Annotated in this window: 27 protein-coding genes; 19 read left to right on the forward strand and 8 right to left on the reverse strand. The window is 51.9% G+C overall.

Going from position 1 to position 21,143, the window contains the following annotated elements; genetic code table 11:
- The first annotated feature begins 10 nt into the window (after positions 1 to 10).
- The 9 genes from MR825_RS03455 (at position 11) to MR825_RS03495 (ending at position 8,518) form a co-directional block, all read left to right on the forward strand.
- Positions 11 to 268 (forward strand): hypothetical protein, encoded by a 258-nt coding sequence (locus tag MR825_RS03455; RefSeq protein ID WP_195494783.1) that lies wholly within the window; start codon positions 11 to 13, stop codon positions 266 to 268.
- Positions 265 to 999, forward strand: a complete 735-nt coding sequence (locus tag MR825_RS03460) for an ImmA/IrrE family metallo-endopeptidase (RefSeq protein ID WP_215655356.1) — start codon at positions 265 to 267, stop codon at positions 997 to 999. The genes MR825_RS03455 and MR825_RS03460 overlap by 4 nt, the downstream gene beginning before the upstream one ends.
- A gap of 492 nt (positions 1,000 to 1,491) precedes the next feature.
- Positions 1,492 to 1,977, forward strand: a complete 486-nt coding sequence (locus tag MR825_RS03465) for a hypothetical protein (protein ID WP_287878893.1) — start codon at positions 1,492 to 1,494, stop codon at positions 1,975 to 1,977.
- 474 nt (positions 1,978 to 2,451) lie between these two features.
- Complete coding sequence (locus MR825_RS03470) at positions 2,452 to 2,610, forward strand: hypothetical protein (protein WP_209346680.1); 159 nt, start codon at positions 2,452 to 2,454, stop codon at positions 2,608 to 2,610.
- Positions 2,611 to 2,803: 193 nt separating this feature from the next.
- Positions 2,804 to 4,345 (forward strand): recombinase family protein, encoded by a 1,542-nt coding sequence (locus MR825_RS03475; RefSeq protein ID WP_287878899.1) that lies wholly within the window; start codon positions 2,804 to 2,806, stop codon positions 4,343 to 4,345.
- Between the two features lie 17 nt (positions 4,346 to 4,362).
- On the forward strand, positions 4,363 to 5,268 hold the full coding sequence (locus tag MR825_RS03480; protein WP_195494779.1) for a recombinase family protein: 906 nt from the start codon (positions 4,363 to 4,365) through the stop codon (positions 5,266 to 5,268).
- The gene (locus MR825_RS03485; RefSeq protein WP_287878902.1) at positions 5,225 to 6,868 is read left to right on the forward strand and encodes a recombinase family protein; all 1,644 of its coding nucleotides are present in this window, start codon (positions 5,225 to 5,227) and stop codon (positions 6,866 to 6,868) included. Before MR825_RS03480 ends, MR825_RS03485 begins: the two co-directional genes overlap by 44 nt.
- A gap of 69 nt (positions 6,869 to 6,937) precedes the next feature.
- Positions 6,938 to 7,258, forward strand: coding sequence for a helix-turn-helix domain-containing protein (locus MR825_RS03490; RefSeq protein ID WP_071430674.1), 321 nt, complete (start codon positions 6,938 to 6,940; stop codon positions 7,256 to 7,258).
- 3 nt (positions 7,259 to 7,261) lie between these two features.
- Complete coding sequence (locus MR825_RS03495) at positions 7,262 to 8,518, forward strand: type II toxin-antitoxin system HipA family toxin (RefSeq protein WP_287878905.1); 1,257 nt, start codon at positions 7,262 to 7,264, stop codon at positions 8,516 to 8,518.
- 43 nt (positions 8,519 to 8,561) lie between these two features.
- Here the strand turns inward: MR825_RS03495 and MR825_RS03500 are convergent, their stop codons facing one another.
- The 7 genes from MR825_RS03500 to MR825_RS03530 all read right to left on the reverse strand — a co-directional run bounded on the left by MR825_RS03500 (position 8,562) and on the right by MR825_RS03530 (position 14,542).
- Complete coding sequence (locus MR825_RS03500; protein ID WP_287878907.1) at positions 8,562 to 9,431, reverse strand: DUF6551 family protein; 870 nt, start codon at positions 9,429 to 9,431, stop codon at positions 8,562 to 8,564.
- Positions 9,431 to 10,384, reverse strand: a complete 954-nt coding sequence (locus MR825_RS03505; protein WP_071430667.1) for a hypothetical protein — start codon at positions 10,382 to 10,384, stop codon at positions 9,431 to 9,433. Before MR825_RS03505 ends, MR825_RS03500 begins: the two co-directional genes overlap by 1 nt.
- Positions 10,365 to 10,763, reverse strand: a complete 399-nt coding sequence (locus tag MR825_RS03510) for a hypothetical protein (RefSeq protein WP_071430665.1) — start codon at positions 10,761 to 10,763, stop codon at positions 10,365 to 10,367. The genes MR825_RS03505 and MR825_RS03510 overlap by 20 nt, the downstream gene beginning before the upstream one ends.
- Positions 10,753 to 11,559, reverse strand: coding sequence for a hypothetical protein (locus tag MR825_RS03515; protein WP_287878912.1), 807 nt, complete (start codon positions 11,557 to 11,559; stop codon positions 10,753 to 10,755). Before MR825_RS03515 ends, MR825_RS03510 begins: the two co-directional genes overlap by 11 nt.
- Positions 11,560 to 13,440, reverse strand: coding sequence for a recombinase family protein (locus MR825_RS03520; protein ID WP_287878915.1), 1,881 nt, complete (start codon positions 13,438 to 13,440; stop codon positions 11,560 to 11,562).
- Positions 13,433 to 14,038, reverse strand: a complete 606-nt coding sequence (locus tag MR825_RS03525; RefSeq protein ID WP_204860000.1) for a recombinase family protein — start codon at positions 14,036 to 14,038, stop codon at positions 13,433 to 13,435. The genes MR825_RS03520 and MR825_RS03525 overlap by 8 nt, the downstream gene beginning before the upstream one ends.
- A gap of 144 nt (positions 14,039 to 14,182) precedes the next feature.
- On the reverse strand, positions 14,183 to 14,542 hold the full coding sequence (locus MR825_RS03530) for a helix-turn-helix domain-containing protein (protein WP_071430658.1): 360 nt from the start codon (positions 14,540 to 14,542) through the stop codon (positions 14,183 to 14,185).
- A 141-nt stretch (positions 14,543 to 14,683) separates the two neighbouring features.
- On the opposite strand from MR825_RS03530, the gene MR825_RS03535 reads away from it, so the two are divergent.
- From MR825_RS03535 to MR825_RS03580, 10 genes are all read left to right on the forward strand, one after another.
- Positions 14,684 to 15,061 carry a helix-turn-helix domain-containing protein gene (locus MR825_RS03535; RefSeq protein ID WP_287878919.1) on the forward strand — a complete coding sequence of 126 codons (378 nt, stop codon included), beginning with the start codon at positions 14,684 to 14,686 and terminating at the stop codon, positions 15,059 to 15,061.
- A 160-nt stretch (positions 15,062 to 15,221) separates the two neighbouring features.
- On the forward strand, positions 15,222 to 15,941 hold the full coding sequence (locus MR825_RS03540) for a metallophosphoesterase (protein WP_130870533.1): 720 nt from the start codon (positions 15,222 to 15,224) through the stop codon (positions 15,939 to 15,941).
- On the forward strand, positions 15,938 to 16,288 hold the full coding sequence (locus MR825_RS03545) for a hypothetical protein (RefSeq protein ID WP_122791190.1): 351 nt from the start codon (positions 15,938 to 15,940) through the stop codon (positions 16,286 to 16,288). Before MR825_RS03540 ends, MR825_RS03545 begins: the two co-directional genes overlap by 4 nt.
- Positions 16,285 to 17,529 carry a hypothetical protein gene (locus tag MR825_RS03550; protein ID WP_287878925.1) on the forward strand — a complete coding sequence of 415 codons (1,245 nt, stop codon included), beginning with the start codon at positions 16,285 to 16,287 and terminating at the stop codon, positions 17,527 to 17,529. The genes MR825_RS03545 and MR825_RS03550 overlap by 4 nt, the downstream gene beginning before the upstream one ends.
- Positions 17,526 to 18,089, forward strand: coding sequence for a metallophosphoesterase (locus MR825_RS03555; protein WP_087936971.1), 564 nt, complete (start codon positions 17,526 to 17,528; stop codon positions 18,087 to 18,089). The genes MR825_RS03550 and MR825_RS03555 overlap by 4 nt, the downstream gene beginning before the upstream one ends.
- Before the next feature lie 32 nt (positions 18,090 to 18,121).
- Positions 18,122 to 18,970: a hypothetical protein gene (locus tag MR825_RS03560; protein ID WP_087936972.1), complete on the forward strand. Its 849-nt coding sequence runs from the start codon at positions 18,122 to 18,124 to the stop codon at positions 18,968 to 18,970.
- The gene (locus MR825_RS03565; RefSeq protein ID WP_087936973.1) at positions 18,963 to 19,187 is read left to right on the forward strand and encodes a hypothetical protein; all 225 of its coding nucleotides are present in this window, start codon (positions 18,963 to 18,965) and stop codon (positions 19,185 to 19,187) included. Before MR825_RS03560 ends, MR825_RS03565 begins: the two co-directional genes overlap by 8 nt.
- On the forward strand, positions 19,187 to 19,498 hold the full coding sequence (locus MR825_RS03570; RefSeq protein ID WP_130870536.1) for a hypothetical protein: 312 nt from the start codon (positions 19,187 to 19,189) through the stop codon (positions 19,496 to 19,498). The genes MR825_RS03565 and MR825_RS03570 overlap by 1 nt, the downstream gene beginning before the upstream one ends.
- 42 nt (positions 19,499 to 19,540) lie before the next feature.
- Complete coding sequence (locus MR825_RS03575) at positions 19,541 to 19,930, forward strand: recombinase family protein (protein ID WP_130870537.1); 390 nt, start codon at positions 19,541 to 19,543, stop codon at positions 19,928 to 19,930.
- Between the two features lie 117 nt (positions 19,931 to 20,047).
- Positions 20,048 to 20,407, forward strand: a complete 360-nt coding sequence (locus MR825_RS03580) for a hypothetical protein (protein WP_087937087.1) — start codon at positions 20,048 to 20,050, stop codon at positions 20,405 to 20,407.
- Positions 20,408 to 21,004: 597 nt separating this feature from the next.
- Here MR825_RS03580 and MR825_RS03585 read toward each other — a convergent pair.
- Positions 21,005 to 21,143, reverse strand: a 139-nt coding sequence (locus tag MR825_RS03585; protein ID WP_287878934.1) for a 4-hydroxyphenylacetate 3-hydroxylase C-terminal domain-containing protein, incomplete at its 5' end; no start/stop codon positions are given.

Here is a 21,143-nt window from a genome sequence, read left to right on the forward strand (position 1 = left end):
GGATATTGTAATGGAGGTACAATGCAGAAAAGAGTATGTCTCTGTCAATCTTGATGTAGACCAAAACGGTGTGGTTCATCCCCGGTTCATCCGCTGGACAAATGGTCGTATCTATCAAATTGACCGGCTGAAGTACAAGTGCAGAGCCGCTTCTTCCCGGGTGAGCGGAGGTGGAATCCGATATACTGTCATGATCCACGGTAAAGAAACCTTCCTGTTCAGCGAAGGAAACAAATGGTTCGTGGAAGCAAAGGAGGCAAGTCAATGATTCTTTCTCTACGCCAAATAGAGGATATCGGTGCAGCTGTAATTCAGGACTTCAACAAGTTCTTCTACTGCGGCAGCAATGCCCTAAGGAATAATAAAGTTCGCGCAACACCCATCGACCAGTTCGCTCGCGAGTACCTGGGGTTAAGCGTTCGATTTGCCCGATTGTCCGCAGATGGGTGTATCTGCGGTCTGACCAGTTATGCTGATGCCGAATACATCATTGAGGAAATGGGAGTAGTTCGTACCATCGAACTCAAACAAAATCAAATTCTTCTGGATTCCAGCTTTCTGGAGGCCGGCAAGGTCAAAAAGTTGTGCGGCAAGCGCCGCTTTACCTTGGCGCATGAGTGCGCACATCAAATCCTGTTTCAGATGGAGTCCGAGGAGTCCCAGCAAAAGTGCCGTGGATTCTACTCGGATCGGCGATCCTACTCCCTACGAGACCTAAAGAGCAGAGAGGACTGGAACGAGTGGCAGGCCAATGCCTTGGGGGCCGCCCTGCTCATGCCCCAGGCAGAGATAAATCGGGCCATGCGGTTTTTCGCTCAAAATCGCACACTGATAAGCTATGAAGGGAGGTTTTCATATGCGGACAAGTTGGTACTTTCACTTCTCTGTCATGCACTTGGCGTGTCCAAGTCTGCCGCCGTGATTCGTCTCCGGCAGCTTGGGTATCTACAAGAGCGTCCGTATGTAGAGTTTGTTGATCCACTGGAGGTGTGGGCATGAGTAAAAATATTCGCATTACAGAGCCTTCCGCAGAAATGTTGAGCAAAATTATCCGGGCACGGGAGGCAATTGCGGCGCAAAAACCGCGATATATCAAATGTCCGTACTGCCAACATAACTCTATCGTCGTATATGAGGACACAAGAGGTCATGTCGAAACAAAGTGCAAAAAGTGCGGAAAGATCACCGTCTTCGATGTTTTGAGCATGAGAAAAATCGTATTTTGCCTTCGTTAGAGGGAGAACGAAATAAAAACTGAATCACATAGCTGAGCTGTGGAGCCGCCTGATAGGTGAAGTCATCCTGATGCCGCATGGACTGAGTCGAAAGACTCTGTTTATCGGCATGGACAGAACGACCACCGTCATGCGGCTCTATTGTTGTCTTGCCTTCCCGCGGCCTCATGCCAGCGGAAAGGACAAGACAATGAGTATCCCGAGGACCCCAGTTGAATTCGATTACGATCTATGGACCACAGCAGAAGGAAAATGCATGGTTCGGATCAAGGCTACCGGTGAGATAACAGAGGTGGAACGCTCCGTCATGCAGGTTCTACGTTCAGAGGAGAAGCGACTCCGGCGCACCTTATCTCCGGAGCAGGGACAATCTAGAGAAGGGAAAGCTGCTCCAACGGTTCTCTCTCTGGATTTGCTTCCCGAAAATGTGACAGACTCTATCTGGTTAGCCGACACCAGAGATTATACGGAAGAAATAGCCACAAAAATGCTGGAGAGAATTCTGCGCGAGAGCCTTACCCCTACCCAATATCGTATTTATCAAGCCTGCATCTTAAACGGGATCAGTTACAAAGCTTATGCCGACCAAATGGGTGTTAGCTATCAGAGTGTCCAGAATGCAATTCGCCTCATTCAAAAAAAGCCAAAAATATTTTTGACTAATGGTTGTGGTTTTCTTAAACGATGTCCGTTGAAAAGTGAAGGGGTTGTGAAGACGCCTTCATTGCACCTTTTCAACTGAATATCCGGCAGCTAAATAACATCAGCAATGAGCGAGCGATGCGGACAGAGCGCGATGACCACCTGTAGAAGAAAAGCGGACGAAAGGCGCCTTTCTCTTCTATCAATGACGGCCTATAAGGTGCCCAGCGGGTCCTCTGATCCAAAAGCAGGTTTGGCAGCCTGTTTCGCCACGACCTCATCTGCCTATAATGGTACCCCTGTCCAGCCACAGTTTCAAGCAATGGGGACAGCTCGGAGAGATCCTCGGAGGGGTTAGATTCCCGGAGTGCGGTGCCCACCGCAGTTTAGCTGACCGCCCAGCCTGGGGAAGTGGTGTCGAATACAGGCAAAATAAGACATTCAATTGTCTTGATATCAGAAGCAATGGGGGTCACCCATCATGTAGTTGGAAAGCCGAGGCTTCCACAACCAAAGCGGGTGACCCCTATTTTTGTGGTATCAATTCATATTCATAACTGGGAGGGCTCACACTATGATTACCATGTCGCAGACCAAGAGTGCCAATTTTCTGTTTATCGTGGCCGTACTGAAGTCAATGCGGGATGGCGCTATTATCACCCCAGCAGAATATGAACGCGCCAAACGCTACTATCAAAAGCTTACCGGTTCAGACCTTGTAATTGCGGATTAGTTGTTGGGACGGCATCGTCTAAATTGGTCGCCTTGGAACGCCACAGTCTGTTGACTATGTAGAAATTCGTTTGATTTGCATTCTTTCAATCGACTTTATCTCCTTGTTGAATATAATGTTGCTTGAAACTGAAAAGAGGATCGTACCAAAATGTAGTACAATCCAAAGTTCGACCAGAAAGGGGGTCCCGTTGATGCCGCAAGCAAAACTCATCTCGCCCATCACCAGGCAGGAAATCCGCAAAGTGCGAGTTGCCGCCTATTGCCGGGTATCATCCAATTCGGCGGATCAGCAGAACTCCTACGCTAACCAGATCCGGGTCTATACCAGCCTCATTCAGAGGAAAAAAGAGTGGGAACTGGTGGAGATATTCGCTGACGAAGGGCTGTCTGGCATGAATGCACAGAACCGCACCGAATTCCAGCGAATGATCAAGATGTGCGAACAGCACCAAATCGACCTGATCGTCACCAAATCCGTATCCCGCTTTGCTCGGAATGCCAAGGAGTCTCTGGAATATGTCCGGAAGCTGAAATTGCTCGGCGTGGGGGTGCAATTCGAGAAAGAGGGAATCTACACCCTGGCACTCGGAGATGAGATGCTGCTCAATACCTTCTCTGCCATCGCACAGGAGGAATCCAAAGCAATTTCCCAGAACCAGCGTCTCTCTATCGTGAAGCGGATGCAAACAGGGGAATATGTGGACAGCAACGCTCCTTACGGCTTCCGGCTGGTAGATAAGGCACTTGTAGTCTATGAACCGGAGGCAGCCATCGTCCGCATGATATTCGAAAACTACCTGCGGGGCCAATCCACACCGGAGATTGCACGCGATCTCAACAGCAAGGGTATCAAAACTAAGACCGGGAAATCAACCTGGCGTTCCACCAAAGTTGCTTATATCCTTGGGAATGAACGGTACTGCGGTGATAGTAAATACCAGAAAACTTATCGCGACACCACAGTCCCTTTCAAACAGTTCCGCAATCGAGGCCAAGAGGATATGTTCTATGCCACAATGACGCACGCTCCACTCATTGACCGCGATACCTTTGACAAGGTCCAGCTTCTCCTCAAAAAGCGTCATGATGTTTTCGGGAAAACCACAACGCAAAATATTTACCCTCTTACGAGCCGCATTCAATGTTCTGAGTGCGGCTCGTATTTTCGCAGGAGGCAGGTTTCCGGGACTGCAAAGTGGGGATGCTCCAAACACATTCAGGATCGTACACAGTGTGACTCTAATTACTACAGCGAGGAACGAATCTACGATGCTTTCATCGCTATGGTAAATAAACTTCGGTTCTCTGAGTACGACATTCTTGGGCAGACACTGCTCAGGCTGGAATCTGCTGAATTGAAGCGAAAACAGAAAAACACGGCCGCAAGGGAGATCAGCCGGAGCATTGCAGATCTGAACGCCAAGTTGGTGATGGTTGAGCAGCTCCATGCAAAGGGATATCTCAAAGACGAGATCCACAAGGCCCAGGTGCAGGAGATCAATGACCAGCTGCGCCGGCTGAAGCGAGAGCGTCAATGTGAATTCTCCTCGGGTATTACCCATATGATAGAGGAACTGACGCGGCTGAAAAAACGGCTGGAAGAGTTCGAGGAACCCCTGGACCGCTTCGATGAGAAGCTGTTTACTGAGATCGTTCAGGCCATCAGTATCAGCCGCCGAGATGAAATGACCGTCACCCTCATTGGCGGGCTGAGATTCACAGAAATGCTCTGATAGAGAGGAACCTCGCTATGAAGAAGATACGCTATATCCCATATGGTTACACCATGAGAAATGGAAGGACAGTCATCGCACAGGATGAAGCTACGGTTATCCGCGAGATATTCAGCGCCTACATCAACGGCGCATCCCTCCAAAGTATTGCCGAACTGCTGACTGAGAGGAAGATCCCCTATAGTGAGAGAACGGATGTGTGGGATAAAGCTCGTATCGCACGAATCATTGGAAACGCCAAATACATTGGCGATGGGGAATATGATCCTATCATTGAAGAAGAGCAGTATGAAGAAGCAGCTGCCGTAAAAACCGCCCGCCAACGGAATACATTCGAGAAAAATCTGAAGGGGATCGACCTATTTCGAGATCTGGTCCGATGTGAGGAGTGCGGGGCCCCTATGCGGCGAAGGGTGAGCAGTAAGCATCGTATTCGGGAGGGTTGGGAGTGCACCAACCCAGACTGCGGTCAGCGCATCCGGATTTCTGATACCCACCTGTTGGAAAAGGTGACAATCCTGATGAACCGCATCATAGCCAATAGCTATCTCCTCATCCCTCGCCCCAAAAAACGAAAAGAACTGTCGGCGGAAGCTAAGCAGATCAACCGGGAAATAGATGCCGAGCTGGAGCGGGATGACCCAAGCGATGCGCTGATTATCGTCAAAACAATCGAAATGGCAGAGCGGCTCTATGCTGAGACCGATGCCCATCTGCAGATCACCGCATCCATCGCCAGGAAGCGGGTTAGCCTTATGACTCCCCAGGAGGAATTCAGCCCGGCTTACTTTAGTGACATCGCCGCCTACCTGACGCTTGGCAGCGGAGGAAAGGTGATCCTACATACCAAGACCGATGTCGAGATCGGAGATGAAGAAAATGAATGTAACCAAGATACCCAAGAAAACAATATCGGTTATTGAGCCAAAACGCTCTCTGATCGTCAACAGGGAGCAGTATCATCAGCGGCGGGTTGCTGCCTACTGCCGGGTATCCACCGACAGCGAGGAGCAGCTCACATCCTATACCAACCAGAAGAAGGTATATACCGAGATGATTGCCGCTAAATCCGAATGGGAGTTCGCCGGACTCTACGCAGATGAGGGCATCTCCGGGACACGTGCAGATAAGCGCCCCCAGTTCCAGAAGATGATCAACGACTGCTTGTCTGGGAAAATCGACTATATCATCACGAAATCCGTTTCCCGCTTCGCCCGTAATACAGTGGACTGCCTGGACCATGTGCGAATGCTCAGGGCAAGAGGGATTGGCATCTACTTCGAGGAGCAAAATATAGACACACTGCAAATCGACAGCGAACTCTATCTGGTCATCTACGCAGGGTTCGCACAGTCCGAATCCGAAAGCATCAGCAAGAATGTCACCTGGACTTTTCGTAAGCGATTTCAGGAGGGCAAGCCCATATTCAACTATAAGTGCCTCCTGGGATACCGCAAGGGTGCAGACGGAGAACCGGAGATCGTCCCGGAGGAGGCATCCATCGTGGAGAGGATCTTCAATATGTACCTGTCAGGTGAAACCATCAACCGGATCTCAACCAAACTCAGAGAAGAAAATCTCCAGATACCAGGAAAACGCTTCTCCTTCTCTGCGAGCATGATTAAGGGTATTCTCCGGAATGAACGATACTGCGGGGACAGCATCCTTCAAAAGACGGTCACAATTGACTGTATTGGCAAGGTTCGCCGCAAAAACACGGGTGAGGCACCCATGTACTATGTACAGAATAGCCATGTTGGTATCATCAGCCGAGAGCTCTTTCACAAAACGCAGGAAGAACTCGCCAGGCGGATGAGCCGGGAGCCAAATTCCACCAAAACGGCTACCACAGCCACCGGAAAATACTCCCGGTACGCACTATCCAATGTGATGATCTGCGCCGAATGCGGAAGTCGATATAAGCGCGTGACCTGGACATCCCGAGGAAAAAAGCGAGTTGTCTGGCGCTGCATCAGCCGCTTAGACTATGGAAAACGCTACTGCAAAACCTCGCTCACGGTAGATGAGACCGCCCTCCACGCCGCTATTGTTCGGGCAATCAACCGATTCAACGAGGAAGACGAGTCCACTTATATGGCACTCATGCGGGCAACCATTGGTGAAGCAATCGGTCTAACCGGAGGCACAGATGAGATCGACCTGCTCCGGCGGAAAATAGATGGGCTGAATCGGAAAATGGTATCTCTTATCAATGAGAGCGTGGAAAGCGGAGAGGGTATCGAGAGTCACGAAGCTGAATTCAAAGAACTTTCCGATACCATTGAACTCCTGCAGGGACGGATTCAGAAACTCGAAGAAGCACTTGCTTCCGATCAGGTGAATGACAGCCGAATCTTTAAACTACAGCAGATCATCGCCGACCGAGCATCCAAAAAGATGGAGTACGACGATACCATCGTCCACCAAATGATTGAGTGTGTGAAGGTGTATCCCGACGGGAGACTGGACATTATCTTCGGAGGAGGGTACCTTATCGAAGAACGCCCGGAAAAAGAAAGTTGATAACTTCAAATATAATTGACATAATCGCCGAAATAATATAGTATAATTTATGTTAGGAGGCGATTGTGCATGGCAAAAAAAGCTGCGGTCATCATGCCGCAAACACGGGAGATCCTGGCACAGATGGGTGAGCAGATCCGCCTGGCCCGCCTGCGCAGGAAGTTGAGCCTGGAATTGGTAGCAGAGCGTGCCGGGATCAGCCGAGCCACTCTGATATCCATTGAGAAAGGCACCCCTACGGTATCCATCGGCTCCTATGCCGCTGTGCTGCACGCATTAAACAATATGGACAGCGACCTGCTGCTTATTGCAAAAGATGATGAATTCGGCAGGAAGCTACAAGATCTGGCGCTGCCCACCAGACGGCGGGCACCCAAGAAAGGAGAGTAGCCCATGGCGCAGGACGAAAAGACCATCTATGTATATGAAAATTGGCGTGGAGAGGCACCCACTCTGCTGGGGCGGCTGCGCTGCGGCTTCGTCCGCGGACAGGAAACCTTTTCCTTTGAGTATGATCCAGCCTGGCTGTCATCCGCCGAGAGTTCCTTCTCTCTGGACCCGGATCTGGCTCTTTACCGCGGGCGGCAGTATGTGCCGCTGAACAAGCAGCTCTTTGGCCTGTTTTCCGACTCCTGTCCGGATCGCTGGGGGCGTCTGCTGATGAAGCGCAAGGAGGCCATCGACGCTCGCAAAGAGGACCGCAAGCCCCGTAAGCTCACCGAGAGCGACTTCCTGTTGGGGGTCTACGATGAATCCCGTATGGGTGCGCTGCGGTTCAGCTTGGAAGAAGGGGGCGAATTTCTTTCGAACGATAAAGCATTTGCGACGCCTCCATGGGTAAACCTTCGGACGCTGGAAAACGCCTCTATCGCTTTCGAGAACGATGAGAGCGGCCTGAATGAAAAATGGCTGCGTGAGCTTCTGGCCCCCGGCTCCTCCTTGGGAGGCGCAAGACCCAAAGCTACGGTGCAGGCCACAGATGGTGCCTTGTGGATTGCCAAGTTCCCTTCCAAGCATGATGAATATAACAGCGGCGCGTGGGAGAAGGTCGTCCATGACCTGGCACGGCTCTGCGGACTGGATGTTCCGGAATCCAAATTGGAGACGTTCTCCAAGACCGGCAGTACCTTTCTCGTCAAGCGATTTGACCGAAACGGCAGCCGTCGCATCCACTTCGCCTCAGCCATGACCCTGCTGGGCAAGACCGATGGAGCCTCTGCAGCGGACGGAAGCAGCTATCTGGATCTGGCGGCGTTCATCCGGGCCAACGGGGCATCACCCCGGCAGGATCTGGCCGAGCTGTGGAAGCGGATCGTGTTCAGCATGGCGGTATCCAATACTGACGACCACCTGCGCAACCATGGTTTCCTTCTGACACCCACCGGCTGGCGGCTGGCCCCTCTCTATGATGTGAACCCAGTCCCCTCGGGGGACCGGCTTTCCCTCAATGTGAGTGAGTATGATAACACCATTGACTTGGAACTGGCTCTGGAAGTAGCCGATTATTTCGGCCTTGCCCCGCAGAAAGCGGAACAGGCTGCAGAGGAGGTCTGCAAAACAGTATCCGGACACTGGGAACAGTTGGCCGGGCAGTATGGTCTCAGCCGAGGAGCGATAGAGTATATGCGCCCCGCCTTTTCCCTTCCATGATAAGATCACAAACGGACGATTCCTGGTGGAACCGTCCGTTTGCTTATTCTTTGGCGGCTCCCTCAAAAGAGTCCCCGCCCTCATCCACGTCCATGTCCGTATCAATGTCCAGTCCTTCATTGTTCCCCACATTCTTCTCGTAGAGCTTGGTCCATTTAAGCGGATATTTGCATTTGCGGTTATAGGCCAGAAGCATCGCCTCGGCATAGCCCATAGAACCGGGGCGTCGTTCCTTGGCTGTCCTCGAAAGCAGCTTGACCGACATTTCCCCCACTTTTTCCTTGAAGGTTTCATCTTTCAATGTGTCGCCAAAGGTGTATACCAATCTGGCGATTCCGTTGAGCATATTGGCGGAAAGCGAATTCATATCGCCCTCCCATGTGCCTACGCAGAGTCTGAGTGTTCGATCAAGTACGTGGTAACCGAACCGCTCATATATATTTTCAAGCGTAGAGACAGCACAGACAACGCCATAGTTTCTGACCTGGCCAATGGAAAGAGAATAAGACTCTACCAGATCTTTGATCATAAGCTGCTCCTGATTCCCGGCTTCCACATTTGCCATAAACACTTCATAGGGACGGAGCGGTTTGACAAACTTCATCTGGTTGGCGAAGATATCTGCCTCGTGCTCGTAGTTCAGATCATCGTATATCATGCACCAGACTGGCGTTTCACGAGAGCCAGAGGCCAGGGCGACGATCTCCACCGTGTGCTGGCCATTGAAGACATAGTTGACCCCATTTCGACGGCTCACCTTCACAGGGTTGATCTGATACAGATCAAAGTGTGCCGCAGCATTCAGCACATGCTGTTCGGAAATATTCCTCTGGTACTCCTGATTGGATACGAGGTTCTTGATGGGAATCTGTTCGAAGTGAACATTGGGAACAAACATACTATAATCTTCCATTAGGATTCCCCCTCAATTGCATTGAGCATTTCCTGGATTTTTCCTTCTAATTCAGTCAACGCCGCCAAGAGGTTTTGTCTGGCAGCAGGTGAGATTGCTTCCAAATGTGCCATGGACTTTGTCCGGTCGATGGAGCTCATCCAGGAGGGGATCGTAAGAGTAAGTCCAGCAACTTCCGCATCCGGGTCATAGGCGGGCATCGTCTTGATTGCCGGCTGCTCTGCCGCCGCTGTGCCGGGCTTGGCAGAAGCGTCGGAATAAAGGCATCGTCTCGATTCACTGTAACGAGCGAAAGCATAGGGATTTTTTCCGATTTTTTTACTAAGTGCTCTCAATTCTTCGGGTTCCATTTCTGATAGAGCAACGATATTTTCGAAAGAAATCTTATATGCCCCGGAAAGAATGTGCGGAACAAGCTCAGGAGCATTTTGTTCAATGGTATCTAATGCTGCACTGTATTTCGCATATTTCTGTACGGTTGCGCCGGACACATGATACTTCCTTCCCAGCCGGGCTGCTGTTCGCCGGCCGCTCTCTTCATCTATTGGGCGGCCTCTCCCCACAGCAATGTTGGGGTTCGGACGGTACTGATTATAGCCATTCCTATTTCGCTGTACTTTCTTTTCCACTTCATATTGTTTCCCAATCAGATATTTCCTGGTTTCTTCTGAGATGTTGCGTCGTCCGAGTTGATTCGCACAGATCCAGGCGATGGCAGCATCTCTGCTTGGAAAATCCAGCTCCTTGACTCCATAAGGAATGCGCATTTTATTGCATATTTCATAGCGATTATGACCGTCGATGATGGTATCATTCCATGCGATGATATCTTCCCGGCATCCTTCCACGACCAGATTCAGCTCCAGCTGCCGGTATTCCTCCCGGCGAAGTGGACGAATCAAGTTTTTGAATTCCGGATCGATGTTAAGCTGCCTAAATGCTTTCTCTGTCATGTAGCCTCCTGCGTTCCAGCTGTTTGACGGTTTTGAGGGAAAAATATGCGACCCGGTTGACTTGATCGATCTCACCGGTCAGCTGGTAATTAAATCTCAGGTCAAAGCCACCCAGCAGTTCGGAAAAGTTTTTGATAAGGATCGTACTATAGAATTCTATAGACTGCTGGGATGTACTTGACATCCGAACCTTGTTTGCGGTCCCGCCTGAAATAGGTTTGTCCGATCCGAGAACGGCGATATACAGTTCTTCAGGGTTTACCAGGAATTGCACATACGCAGGATTCTTCAAGAGACGAATCGTTTGCCTGTGGATTCGAATCCGGTTTCGCGCAGGGTCCAGCGTTAAGTAAGCCTGCAATTGATTTTCATGATTCATGTCCTTGTCCTCCCAAAACGGACTTACTACCAGTATCAGAGGCAGCCTCGTCTGACTGCTCTGATGCAGCAGGAGCGATGTTATCGCGCAACCCATATACAGCATATCCTTCAAAAATGTCTACCTGCATAGATTTCTGGTGTTCCCGGAACGGGAGTCCAAACTGCGTCTTCCAGCCCTCCGGAAACACGGGAGTTCGAGAAGACTTGGGCTTCTGGCCGTCTTTTTGCAGCCGCTGATACACTTCGGTCGCTGTGAGATCAAATGCGATGAGCCACTCATCCCTGGCATGGATTATCCGCCCGAGGAGCTTATATCGATAGTCCAGATTCCAGCCCATCAGTGAAAACACTTTGGCGAAAAAAATCTTGCAGGTGATCTGTTTCGGTTTGCGTCTGCCGGAGCCGTTGGTGCACCAGGCGCAGGCATCCCGATCTTCCGCCCGACAGGGACGGATCGCCAAGATCCTGCTCTCCTGATTGACCAATACCTGCACATAATCAACTTGTGGGAAGCGGTTCAGGCAGGCGGTATTTACATAAAATTTGTAATTGTTGAACGTTACAGACGGCTCATTAATATGGGCGAAGAACTCACGGCGTACCACTTGGTAGCCATCGTAGTTAAAGTCACCGGCCATCTCCAGAACCTCATCACTACTGCTGTTTGCGGGAGAAGCTGCCGGTTCCGCTTTTTCTAATTCAGCAGACGGAACATTATCCAAATGCCCGTCCTCCAGGGAACGAAGCATTCCGGCGATTACGCCGCCGGTATTTTCCCGACTTTCTTCAAACATTTAGGATTCCTCCTTCCCGCGCTGACCGAGTTCCTGACAGATATAGTCACGCAGCACGTCAAATCCTGTTACGCGGAGTTTCTGTCCGGTTTCATACAACTGGCCCTCCATGCGGATTTTCCAGTCTTCCTCACTCTGATCGCAGACGGGCGGGAAAGACTGTTGGTGGAGGTAATATTGCTTGCCAAAAGAGCCGATCCACTCCTCCGGGACTGCCCGCACCCGTTTGCCGGAGACAGAAAGGGGCTGTACAGGCTCCTTTGCCTGTTCCGTGCTTTTTGAACCGGAAAGCAGGTACGATTTAATAAACGCTTCCGCATCATTGACATCAAAAATATACGCAGATTCAGTTTCGGTTTGAAACAGCGCTCCGGCGATCCGGTATTTTAAATCCGGACTCCAGCCAAATAACTGAAAAAGCGTTTCTACATAGGCCGCACCGGCGATATCCCTGGGCTGATACTTTCCGTCTGACAGCTTGGAAAACACGACTGCGTTGCGGCTGCTTTTCGCCGCTGTACGGACGGCGAACTTCATCTCCACAGGGTTGACCAGCAGCTCCACATGGTTGTCTTTCCCAAAAGACCGAACACATGTGGTGCTGAACTTGATCCTCTTGTCTTGAAACAGTACATAGGGACGGTGATAATTATCAAAGAATTCACTGCGGGCGATTTCAAAGCCTCTCATATCAAAATTTCCCGGAACCAATGTGATGCTCGAGGGCAGGGATGCATCCGCCTGCTGCTCATCGGGCGGATGGATACTGGCGGACGCTTGGTAATAATCCGCCGGCTTAAATCCAGCCCAGCGGGGATTGATGGTCACGAACCCTCTGAGCAGGCCGCTGTCGATCACCCGCAGCTCCGGGAGGATGGAGCGGTTGCCATACTTGGAGTTGTTCAGAAGATGCTGAACCGCAATGAAATCATCTCTGGAAACGATGCCCTCGTGGTGGTTCCGGTAAAGGCTCTGGGGTCTGTCCCCCCGATTCTTTCTGGCCTTGTGGTTCAGATAGTTGGGGGTGAAGGTCTTCCGGGTCAGTACATCCCCGCAATGCCGCTCATTGCGAAGGACCTGGACAATGGAGTTGGATGTCCACTTGACATTCCCCAGATAAGTCTTCCTGCCCAGCTCGGTGAGCGCCGCCGCAATGTCGGAGGTGGAATATCCGTACAGATACATATAGAAGATGAGTTTTACCGTGGGGGCTTCATCCGGGTTGACGACCAGGTTTCCATCTGCGTCGTGAGAATACCCCAGCAGCTTGGGCGTCAATGGCAGACCTCCGTCCAGCCGCATCCGCAAGGAGGTCTCCATGCTCCGGCTGCGGATGTGAGACTCCTCCTGAGCCATGGTGGCCTGAAACGAAAGCGCCATCTGGGAATCGTCTTTGAGGGAGAAGATACATTCGCTCTCAAAGAATACCCCGACAGGACTGGGCAGCTCCGCAAGCATTCGCACCATGCTGATACAGTCCACCACATTCCGGGCAAAGCGAGACACGCTTTTGGTAATGATCATATCGATTTTCCCGCTGCGGCAATCGGCGATCATGCTGTTGAACTCGTCCCGATGAGCCAGAGAAGTCCCGCTGATGCCCTCATCCGCATAGATTTTGACCAATGTCCAGTTGGGATGATGCACAACAAAATCTTCATAGTATTTCTTTTGCAGCTCATAGGAGGAAGTCTGCTGGACATTGTCTGTGGAGACACGGGCATACACGGCGACCCGCTGCCTTATATCATTGTCGTAATAGTCGATGGGCTTTTTAGCCGGAATGAATTCATAGTTCTCCGGGTCAACTTTTGTGTTGATACGCCGACGGACCCGTTCTTTCCGTTCCGCAAGCTGTTTGCGTGTGGACTTGTCAATCATGCAGCATTTCCCTCCGGGGTTCGTCATCAGGGAGTATCTTCCAACCGGGATCTGGCAAAAAGTAGGGGTCGTGTAGATCCTCCTGGTAATAGGAAGCCAGCGTATAAATATCCTCCGAAACGAAGTAAACGCCCACTGGCTTTGGGAGTGCTGCCAAGAGGCGCGTACAGAAAGAGAGCTCGGAGAGCTTCTTCGAGATATTGCTTGCTTTCTGGGTAATGATCAGATCGACCTTTTCCTCGTAGCAGTCTTGAAGGAGCCTTGACCACTCCGGGGCGCTCTCCATATTGGGCGCAGTGCTGCCCTCGTCCACATAGAAACCGACAAACTTCCAGTTTGGGCAGAGAGCCAGTGTATCAAGAAATTGCTTTTTATGAGCTGAGAGATAGTCCTCATAGCGGGTCTGGTTGAAGTAGCGGATGTATACCGCCACACGGTAATGTGTTTTGGGAAGCGGGCGTTCCCGCTTGATTTCCTTTAACCAGGCACGATGTTCCGCTAAAAGGGTGTTTCGTTCCGTCTCCCTTTCCAGCAGGAAATCAAATGAGGGCATAACTTCCTGCTCTGACTCTCTATTTTGAACGGCCAGATCTGACATATTTGCTCCCCCTGTGTTATTTCTCTTCCAGGCCATTATATAATCTGCAGACTAATAACAAAATCGACCAGAAGTCAAGGTGTTGACTTCTGGTCGATAGATGAGAAAAAAAGAAGCGAGCCGGCAATTCCAGCTCGCAAATTTTCAGGTATTGTCATCCCGTCTGGCCATAGTGGATTTCAACTCACGAACAATCTTCAGGATGGAATCCAGCTCCTTGGGAGAGCAGTCGGCCAGCAGCTCGTCAAACTCGCTCTGGTATAGACTTCTCACCTCCGGCACATCGGGCCGAAGAAGGGAATCAGCAGACACTTGCAGGGCTTCGATGATTCGGATAAAGGTTTCCAACTTCATGCTCGTCTTGCCTTTTTCGATATTGCTGATATGCGGCAGCGAGATATTGGCCTTCGCAGCAAGATCGGCCTGGCTCATCCGGCGATTGATCCGCGCATCTCGAATACGGGAGCCGATCAGCTGGCTCTCGGTCAAATCATGTTCCGTCATCGGCTTCCCCCCTCAAATATATTCTCCAGATTATCTATTTCTAAGAGTATATCAACTTGAGGTGAAATTGATATAAGGCCAAGTTGATGATATAATCTAAACACTATAATAAGACTGCAAAATTTTTTTGGAGGTCTTATTATGAGCCTGAACTACAAAGTCATTGGAAAACACATCCGTGAAGTCCGCCAGCGCAACCACCTTTCGCAAGCGATGCTCTCTGAACTGGTGGATAAAACGCCATCTTACATCAGCTACATAGAGAGCGGGATCAAGAGCATGAGCCTTGACACCTTTGTGCTTATCGCCAATGCGTTGGGCGTATCTCCCGACCGGCTTTTGATGGAGCAAGTCACCAGCACTGAACGGTGCGCCAGCGAAGAAATCGCCCTGCTCCTTTCGGATTGCAGCACCTATGAGATGCTGATTCTCCTGGATGTTATAAAATCGCTGAAAGCTTCCTTGAAAGAGCATCACGGCAGATACGGTAAACCAGATAACTTTGATTTTACCATCTGAACCTGAGAAAGCAATCAACCGGAAGTCACGAGCATTGACTGCCGGTCGATCTATGCCAGTAAAGCTGGATATATTTTTGGAACGGTGGATATGTTTTTGGAAAGTCCCGGATATGGGGCTTCCGAGTTGGTATAATGAGAAAAGAAAGGTGGAATGACCAATGATCTATTACACGGGTGATATCCACGGAGACCCCTATGAGGTCATACAGTTTTGCGACAGCAAGAAGCTGACAGAGCAGGATACTCTGGTTCTGCTTGGAGATGTAGGAGCGAACTACTACCGAAACCGGCGAGACACAGAGATGAAGAAAGTTCTTACCGCCGTAAAGCCGACGATGCTCTGCATCCACGGCAACCATGAGATCCGGCCGGCCAGCATCTCTTCCTATCGGACGAAGCAGTGGAACGGCGGGACAGTCTGGGTAGAGGAAGCCTTTCCACGTCTGCTGTTTGCTATGGATGGTGAGATCTTTGATCTGGAAGGTCTCCGACACTTGGTCATCGGCGGAGCTTACAGCGTGGACAAATTCTACCGGCTGGCCAGAGGTTACGGCTGGTGGCCGGATGAGCAGCCTTCCCAGGAGATCAAGGACAAGGTTATCCAGACGCTGGACGCCTGCGGGTGGCAGGTAGATACCGTCCTCTCCCACACCTGTCCCTATCCGTATGAGCCTCGCGAGGCCTTTCTTCCGATGATCGACCAGAGTACCGTGGACGACTCTACCGAGAAATGGCTGGAGGAGATCGAGCGGAAACTCAAATACGACCACTGGTTCTGTGGACACTGGCATATTGACAAGCATATCGACCGGATGCACTTCCTCTTCCACAGCGTGGAGGCTGCGCCGCAGCTCTTGACGGGAGGGAACACATTATGACAGAGGAAGAAAGACCGGAGGCCAAGGAGCAGGAGGCGTGCTTTGCCGCAATCCGTGAGATCGTCCAGGAGATTTTCCGCCTAATGGACGCCGCATATCAGCAATACAGCCGTTTGGTAGAGCAGGTGTTGAACGGCAGGATCACTGAGGAGCGGGAGATCGAGCGAATCATGGACGGGCTTGTGGACTTCGGAGATGATCCGAGGCTCCTTGAACTGTACAAAACCCTCTGCCGCCATGTCTATTACAAATACCCCGATCTTGTGGGAGAGCACACTGCCCTCTTCCGACTCCAGTTTGAGGAAACGGAGGATGGGGATACGGATACTGAGGAGGTGGAAACATGAAAGCGCCGGAGATCAAGCACTACATCAACTGGCTGGGTCGGGTGGAATACCGAAACATCAACTGCTCCTTCACCTATGACGAGACATCCTATGCGGCCATCGACCGAATCTTCCGCCTTCTCCATCGGCTGGAGCCAGGCCCGGAGAACACAAGCTGGGAACTATGGCTCCGTGCGGAGCGAGGTACCATCGAAGACTTCGGCAGCTTTGAGGAGCTACGGGCGGACGGCCAGGTGGAGAGCTTTGAGGGGTTTGAAACCTGGTGGCATTCCAAGTTCCCGGAGGAGGCAGCGTGGTTCCACTTTGCCGCCGGCGAGGATCAGGAGATCGGATACCGGGCGGTATTCCTGGGCCATCGCCATGTGCTGGAGGTGGACAGCCGCAAAGAGCGCGCCTTCCCCTATGACATCGCCCCATTCACCGCCTGGCTGGAGGGTGCGGTACGAGACGCCGTTCAGATGGTGGAGACCGGCTCTTATCAGGAATTGGTGGAGCGGGAGCTGCCCATCTGGCATCGAACCGGAACTGTCCTGCGCCGGGATCTGTGGAGCGTATTCCCTCAGTGGAAGGAGGAGTTCTTCCAGAACATCTCCCAGCAGGAGGTGGAGGAGTTTCTCACCTCGGCGGAGGGGTATCCTTTGGGAAATAACAAGCGGCTCCCATCCGTGACCGCAAACGAATTCTATCACTTCTGTGCTCTGGGCTATCGGGCTATGGGTTACACCGGAACGGAGAAATCGGAAAAAGAGCAGTACGCTCTCCACGCCGATGGGCGGGACGAGGGACTGTCCAAGCTGGACGGAGATTCCCCCGAAGCTTTTGCACGGTGGCTGAAGGAGCGTCCCCGCACCGGTCACCCCTGGGAGGTATGCCGGGGCGGCAACAGCACCCACATCGACTGCATCGTACACCAAGATGCGCATGGCTACTATCTGGTGGTGGCCGGTCTTGCGGAGACCCGGACGATTGAGGCGGTCCGTTTCTTCCTGGCGCTTTATCGGGCAGGCGTTCCCGTATGCATCCGAAACGCAGAGGAACTGAAGGCCCGCCTGACCGGAGCGGAGTCCATCGGCATCGTGCCGGAGGGAGTCTTTCCCGCCTACTGCCACGACAGGTTTCCGGGAGAGAGCATTGTCGATTTTATGAACCTGCCTCGGGAGCGTCAGGATGAACTTGCAAAATACTGCCGATGGCAGCCAATCCCAGTTCCCAGGATGAAGAAGGAGGGTGAAACCCCATGATCTTCTTTACCTCTGACCTGCATCTCGGTCACGAAAACTGCATCCGCCTATGCAACCGCCCCTTTTCCAGTATCGAGGAGATGGACGAAACCCTCATCGAAAACTGGAACCGCAAGATCACAGGAAAGGATACCGTCTATATCCTCGGCGACCTTATCTACCGCAACCAAAAGCCGCCGGAGGAATACCTGCGGCGGCTGCGGGGAAAGAAACATCTCATCCTTGGCAATCATGACAGGGGATGGATCAGGAGTTGTCAGACGGAACAGTTCTTTGAAAGCGTCAATAACCTGCTGTATGTCGCAGACGGGAAGCGGCAGTACACCCTCTGCCACTACCCCATGATGTCCTGGCCACACATCATGCGCTGCTACATGGTCTTTGGCCACATCCACGGCAATACCGATGCGGATTACTGGCCGCTCATCCAGGCAAACGAGAGGATGCTGAATGCCGGAGTGGATGTCAATCACTTCGAGCCAGTCACCTTTGAGGAGATGGAGGCCAACAATCTTCTGTATAAAGGTCAGGCGAAACCCGAGCTTGAGGTGCAGCCGTGAGACCTCAAAAGGGCTTTTATGAGGCGGCTCCTGTGGCCAGTTCCATCGCACGGCAGGACTGGACGCACATGATGGAGCGAGCCGAGCGGAGCGGCCTCTCTCTCCAGTCCCAAAAAGGAAGCGCCGGGGTGCTGTTCTCCGTGAGAATCCTCGCTCCCATTTTAGATGGAGGGCTGCGACATATCGTTCTGGCGGCGATCCAGTACAGTCTGGGGCGGCACACCTATATGCCCGGCATAGCTGCAGAATTTACCTGCCGGAACCTGAGCCGTCTTGATGCGGCTGCCCGTTCCGCCGCCGCAGCAAAGATCAGCGAACATTTGAGTCGATATGGAGAGCAGGAGCCATATCCGCAAGTGTGGCACGGCTTAAGCCGAGTGCTTACATCTGGCAAAATCAAAGAATACGATAGGAGGAAAGAAAGGATGCCGATTCTGCAACCTCTGGAAAACATGGAACGCATCTCACGCCAGGCACTGGCAGATGACCTGGATGCCGTGCTGGAACGGATAAGCCGTGAGGATATCGGGCTGGTGATCACCGACGAAGGCAAAGACGACTTGGTTCTCTGCCCTGCCTCCTGGTTCAATCTTGACTATGTGGACGATTTTTCCTGCGTCATCAACAGCGCCCTCCGTTATGCCATGCGTACCGAAGATGAGGAGAGTGCGGCGGTCATTCAGTACGCCCGTCGCCACTACCAGCTGTTCGATGACAAGACGCTGTCGGTGGCCGTCGCCGATCTGGAGCGGGAACTGAACCAGCCGATGGCGCCCCTCAAACAACCGCAGGTCTGGAAGGAGCTCCAGGAGCTGTTCCGACAGCGGCTGGACGAGCTGCTGAAGGAATCTCCGGAAGACGAGGAAACGCACCATGGATGAAAAGCGATATGAGCTCGTGGAGATCCAGGTGGACGCAGAGCTTCTGGAACAACTGGAAAAGATAATCGCTCCTATGGGGCTGACGCCAGAAATGCTGATTGTGAAGTTCTTTGAGTTCTGCGCCGATCCCGCGACCCAGGAACTGGCCATCTCCTTGCTTCTGAAATGGAAAGCCGAACAGGAAGCGGAGAGGGGAAAACCGGGAGGGGGACTTTGATGCTATCCAGGGAAACCTTCTGCGAAGCCCTGCGAAAGATCCAAGCGCAAAAGGATCGAGACGAACAGTTCAGTAAGGCACTCGCCATGATGGGAGATGGACATTTCGTCTTTGAGGGCGGAGCGCTGCTTCTTGCCGCCTTGCTGGATGTGCTGAAGGAAGCGATCAACGACCAGTACGACTATATCAGCTGGTGGCTTTACGATGCCGCCCCGGACTATGAAGTCTGGACCGATGATGAAAAAACTAAGTGGTGCCTGAAGGAACCGGAAGCCCTGTATGATTTCATCCGGGATGAATGTCAGGGCTGAGCGGTAGCTTCTTCCTAAATTCGTTCAAGGAGGTCAAATCAGATGCCTAAGTGCTGCCTTTACTGCCGGGTGGATGGAGCGTCCACGGAAAGCAACCGTCTCGCCATGAACCAGCAGCTTACCGCACTCCGAAGCCTCGCCGGCCAGCTTGGCTTTTCGATTTCCGCAGAGATGCTCCAATATGAGAGCGGCTTGGACGCAAACCGACAGAGCATTCGAACGCTGATCCGTGATGCACGACATGGAGTCTATGACCGTGTGCTGGTGATGAACGGCGACCGTCTGGCTCGTGACGCCGAAGGTTTGGCGGCGATTGGAGAAAAGTTGACCGCAGCAGGAGTCCGGTTCTATTGCCCAGATGGCGAAATTGATCTGGCCCCCGCATATTCTCATGGTTATTTCCGGGTGGCAACGATGGAACAGACCATGTGATTGGGAAAAGTTCCCGTCCCACCTCTCTTCCACGGCCAAAGAAAATGCGGTATAATAAAGGAACCACATACACCAGACCGGGAAAGTTGCTCATTCCGGCAGGAAGGAGATGTTGCCATGAGTTCATTAGAGGAAAAGAAAAGTGAGCTTGAGAGGGTCCTTGGGGTATTCCAGAACTACATTGAAGGCTCTGAATTGCTCGATGTGGTCTATTCGAAAAAGTTCGGGTATGTTCTGCTTGGCCTGCCTGCGGCGGATTCCATTGATGACTCCGATGTAACACGACTGGAAGATCCCGAAACATTGGTGAAAGAGGTCTATCAGAATCTCGCATACGACTTTATGGAGCAGGAAGGACACAGCGAGGATTACACGGAAGCCACCAATCTGGAAAAGCGAGCTATGCGGGAATGGATGAAAGAGTACACGGATCAGCTGCCGGAATACAACTACCTGCTGGACGAACTCCTTGGATGACGTGTCCGATGAAGCAGGCGCTTCCCTCAGTCAATCTTTCGACATGGATAAAGCGGACATCTTTTTTGGTCGAACACTAAAATGGCCCATCACACAGAGAATCTGCCGATGCTCTGCTTAAAAAAGGGCAAAAAAATAAGGCCAATGCCTCGCAAAGCCCATGAATTCAGGGATTTCCGGGGATATCTCAATTGGTCTTACACTCCAGAAGATATCCCTGGAGCCGCAACGGTTCCAGGGATTTTCTTTTGTTGTCTGCTTAAAGCATGATTTGGCGCATATCTGGCGCGCAAGCCACAGAAACACTCTCGTGATTTGAAAAGAAGGACGGCGGCCCACGCTGGGGCTACCGCCCTTCTCCACTATCCGCCGCCCTTCCTTTGGCTTGGCCGGAGCATCACGTCCGCCAGGCACTTACTGGTCTGTTTGTCAATAGCGGTGGAAATGCATTCGACCACGATACTTGTGATGCCGTAAGAGAAACGTACCGTTACCTCTGGTGTACCATTTCAGAATGAATAATGAAAACTAGGTGAACATTCCGGATAAAAAACGAGGTCCGGCGGGTTGCCCTGCCGGACCTGCATAAAGCGGCGCTTACTCCTTGATATGGGCGATGGTCTTGGCCAGCTCCTTCTTGTGCTGGAGGTTGCCCTGGCGTGCGATCATGATGCGCTGGGCCTGGGGGGAGCCGGCGCCGTGCAGGCTTTCGGTGCGGTAGCCCACGGCGGCGGTG

The sequence above is a fragment of the Lawsonibacter sp. genome, assembly GCF_022777125.1.
Taxonomy (GTDB): Bacteria; Bacillota; Clostridia; order Oscillospirales; family Oscillospiraceae; genus Lawsonibacter_A; species Lawsonibacter_A hominis.

Coding starts and splice junctions, on each gene's coding strand:
- MR825_RS03510 (WP_071430665.1), bottom strand. CDS start 10,763: ATGAATCATGAAAATCAATTGCAGGCTTACTTAACGCTGGACCCTGCG.
- MR825_RS03535 (WP_287878919.1), top strand. CDS start 14,684: ATGAGCCTGAACTACAAAGTCATTGGAAAACACATCCGTGAAGTCCGC.
- MR825_RS03495 (WP_287878905.1), top strand. CDS start 7,262: ATGGCGCAGGACGAAAAGACCATCTATGTATATGAAAATTGGCGTGGA.
- MR825_RS03540 (WP_130870533.1), top strand. CDS start 15,222: ATGATCTATTACACGGGTGATATCCACGGAGACCCCTATGAGGTCATA.
- MR825_RS03525 (WP_204860000.1), bottom strand. CDS start 14,038: ATGTCAGATCTGGCCGTTCAAAATAGAGAGTCAGAGCAGGAAGTTATG.
- MR825_RS03530 (WP_071430658.1), bottom strand. CDS start 14,542: ATGACGGAACATGATTTGACCGAGAGCCAGCTGATCGGCTCCCGTATT.
- MR825_RS03520 (WP_287878915.1), bottom strand. CDS start 13,440: ATGATTGACAAGTCCACACGCAAACAGCTTGCGGAACGGAAAGAACGG.
- MR825_RS03565 (WP_087936973.1), top strand. CDS start 18,963: ATGGATGAAAAGCGATATGAGCTCGTGGAGATCCAGGTGGACGCAGAG.
- MR825_RS03545 (WP_122791190.1), top strand. CDS start 15,938: ATGACAGAGGAAGAAAGACCGGAGGCCAAGGAGCAGGAGGCGTGCTTT.
- MR825_RS03460 (WP_215655356.1), top strand. CDS start 265: ATGATTCTTTCTCTACGCCAAATAGAGGATATCGGTGCAGCTGTAATT.
- MR825_RS03500 (WP_287878907.1), bottom strand. CDS start 9,431: ATGGAAGATTATAGTATGTTTGTTCCCAATGTTCACTTCGAACAGATT.
- MR825_RS03555 (WP_087936971.1), top strand. CDS start 17,526: ATGATCTTCTTTACCTCTGACCTGCATCTCGGTCACGAAAACTGCATC.
- MR825_RS03470 (WP_209346680.1), top strand. CDS start 2,452: ATGATTACCATGTCGCAGACCAAGAGTGCCAATTTTCTGTTTATCGTG.
- MR825_RS03465 (WP_287878893.1), top strand. CDS start 1,492: ATGGTTCGGATCAAGGCTACCGGTGAGATAACAGAGGTGGAACGCTCC.
- MR825_RS03480 (WP_195494779.1), top strand. CDS start 4,363: ATGAAGAAGATACGCTATATCCCATATGGTTACACCATGAGAAATGGA.
- MR825_RS03580 (WP_087937087.1), top strand. CDS start 20,048: ATGAGTTCATTAGAGGAAAAGAAAAGTGAGCTTGAGAGGGTCCTTGGG.
- MR825_RS03570 (WP_130870536.1), top strand. CDS start 19,187: ATGCTATCCAGGGAAACCTTCTGCGAAGCCCTGCGAAAGATCCAAGCG.
- MR825_RS03575 (WP_130870537.1), top strand. CDS start 19,541: ATGCCTAAGTGCTGCCTTTACTGCCGGGTGGATGGAGCGTCCACGGAA.
- MR825_RS03485 (WP_287878902.1), top strand. CDS start 5,225: ATGAATGTAACCAAGATACCCAAGAAAACAATATCGGTTATTGAGCCA.
- MR825_RS03515 (WP_287878912.1), bottom strand. CDS start 11,559: ATGTTTGAAGAAAGTCGGGAAAATACCGGCGGCGTAATCGCCGGAATG.
- MR825_RS03550 (WP_287878925.1), top strand. CDS start 16,285: ATGAAAGCGCCGGAGATCAAGCACTACATCAACTGGCTGGGTCGGGTG.
- MR825_RS03490 (WP_071430674.1), top strand. CDS start 6,938: ATGGCAAAAAAAGCTGCGGTCATCATGCCGCAAACACGGGAGATCCTG.
- MR825_RS03455 (WP_195494783.1), top strand. CDS start 11: ATGGAGGTACAATGCAGAAAAGAGTATGTCTCTGTCAATCTTGATGTA.
- MR825_RS03475 (WP_287878899.1), top strand. CDS start 2,804: ATGCCGCAAGCAAAACTCATCTCGCCCATCACCAGGCAGGAAATCCGC.
- MR825_RS03505 (WP_071430667.1), bottom strand. CDS start 10,384: ATGACAGAGAAAGCATTTAGGCAGCTTAACATCGATCCGGAATTCAAA.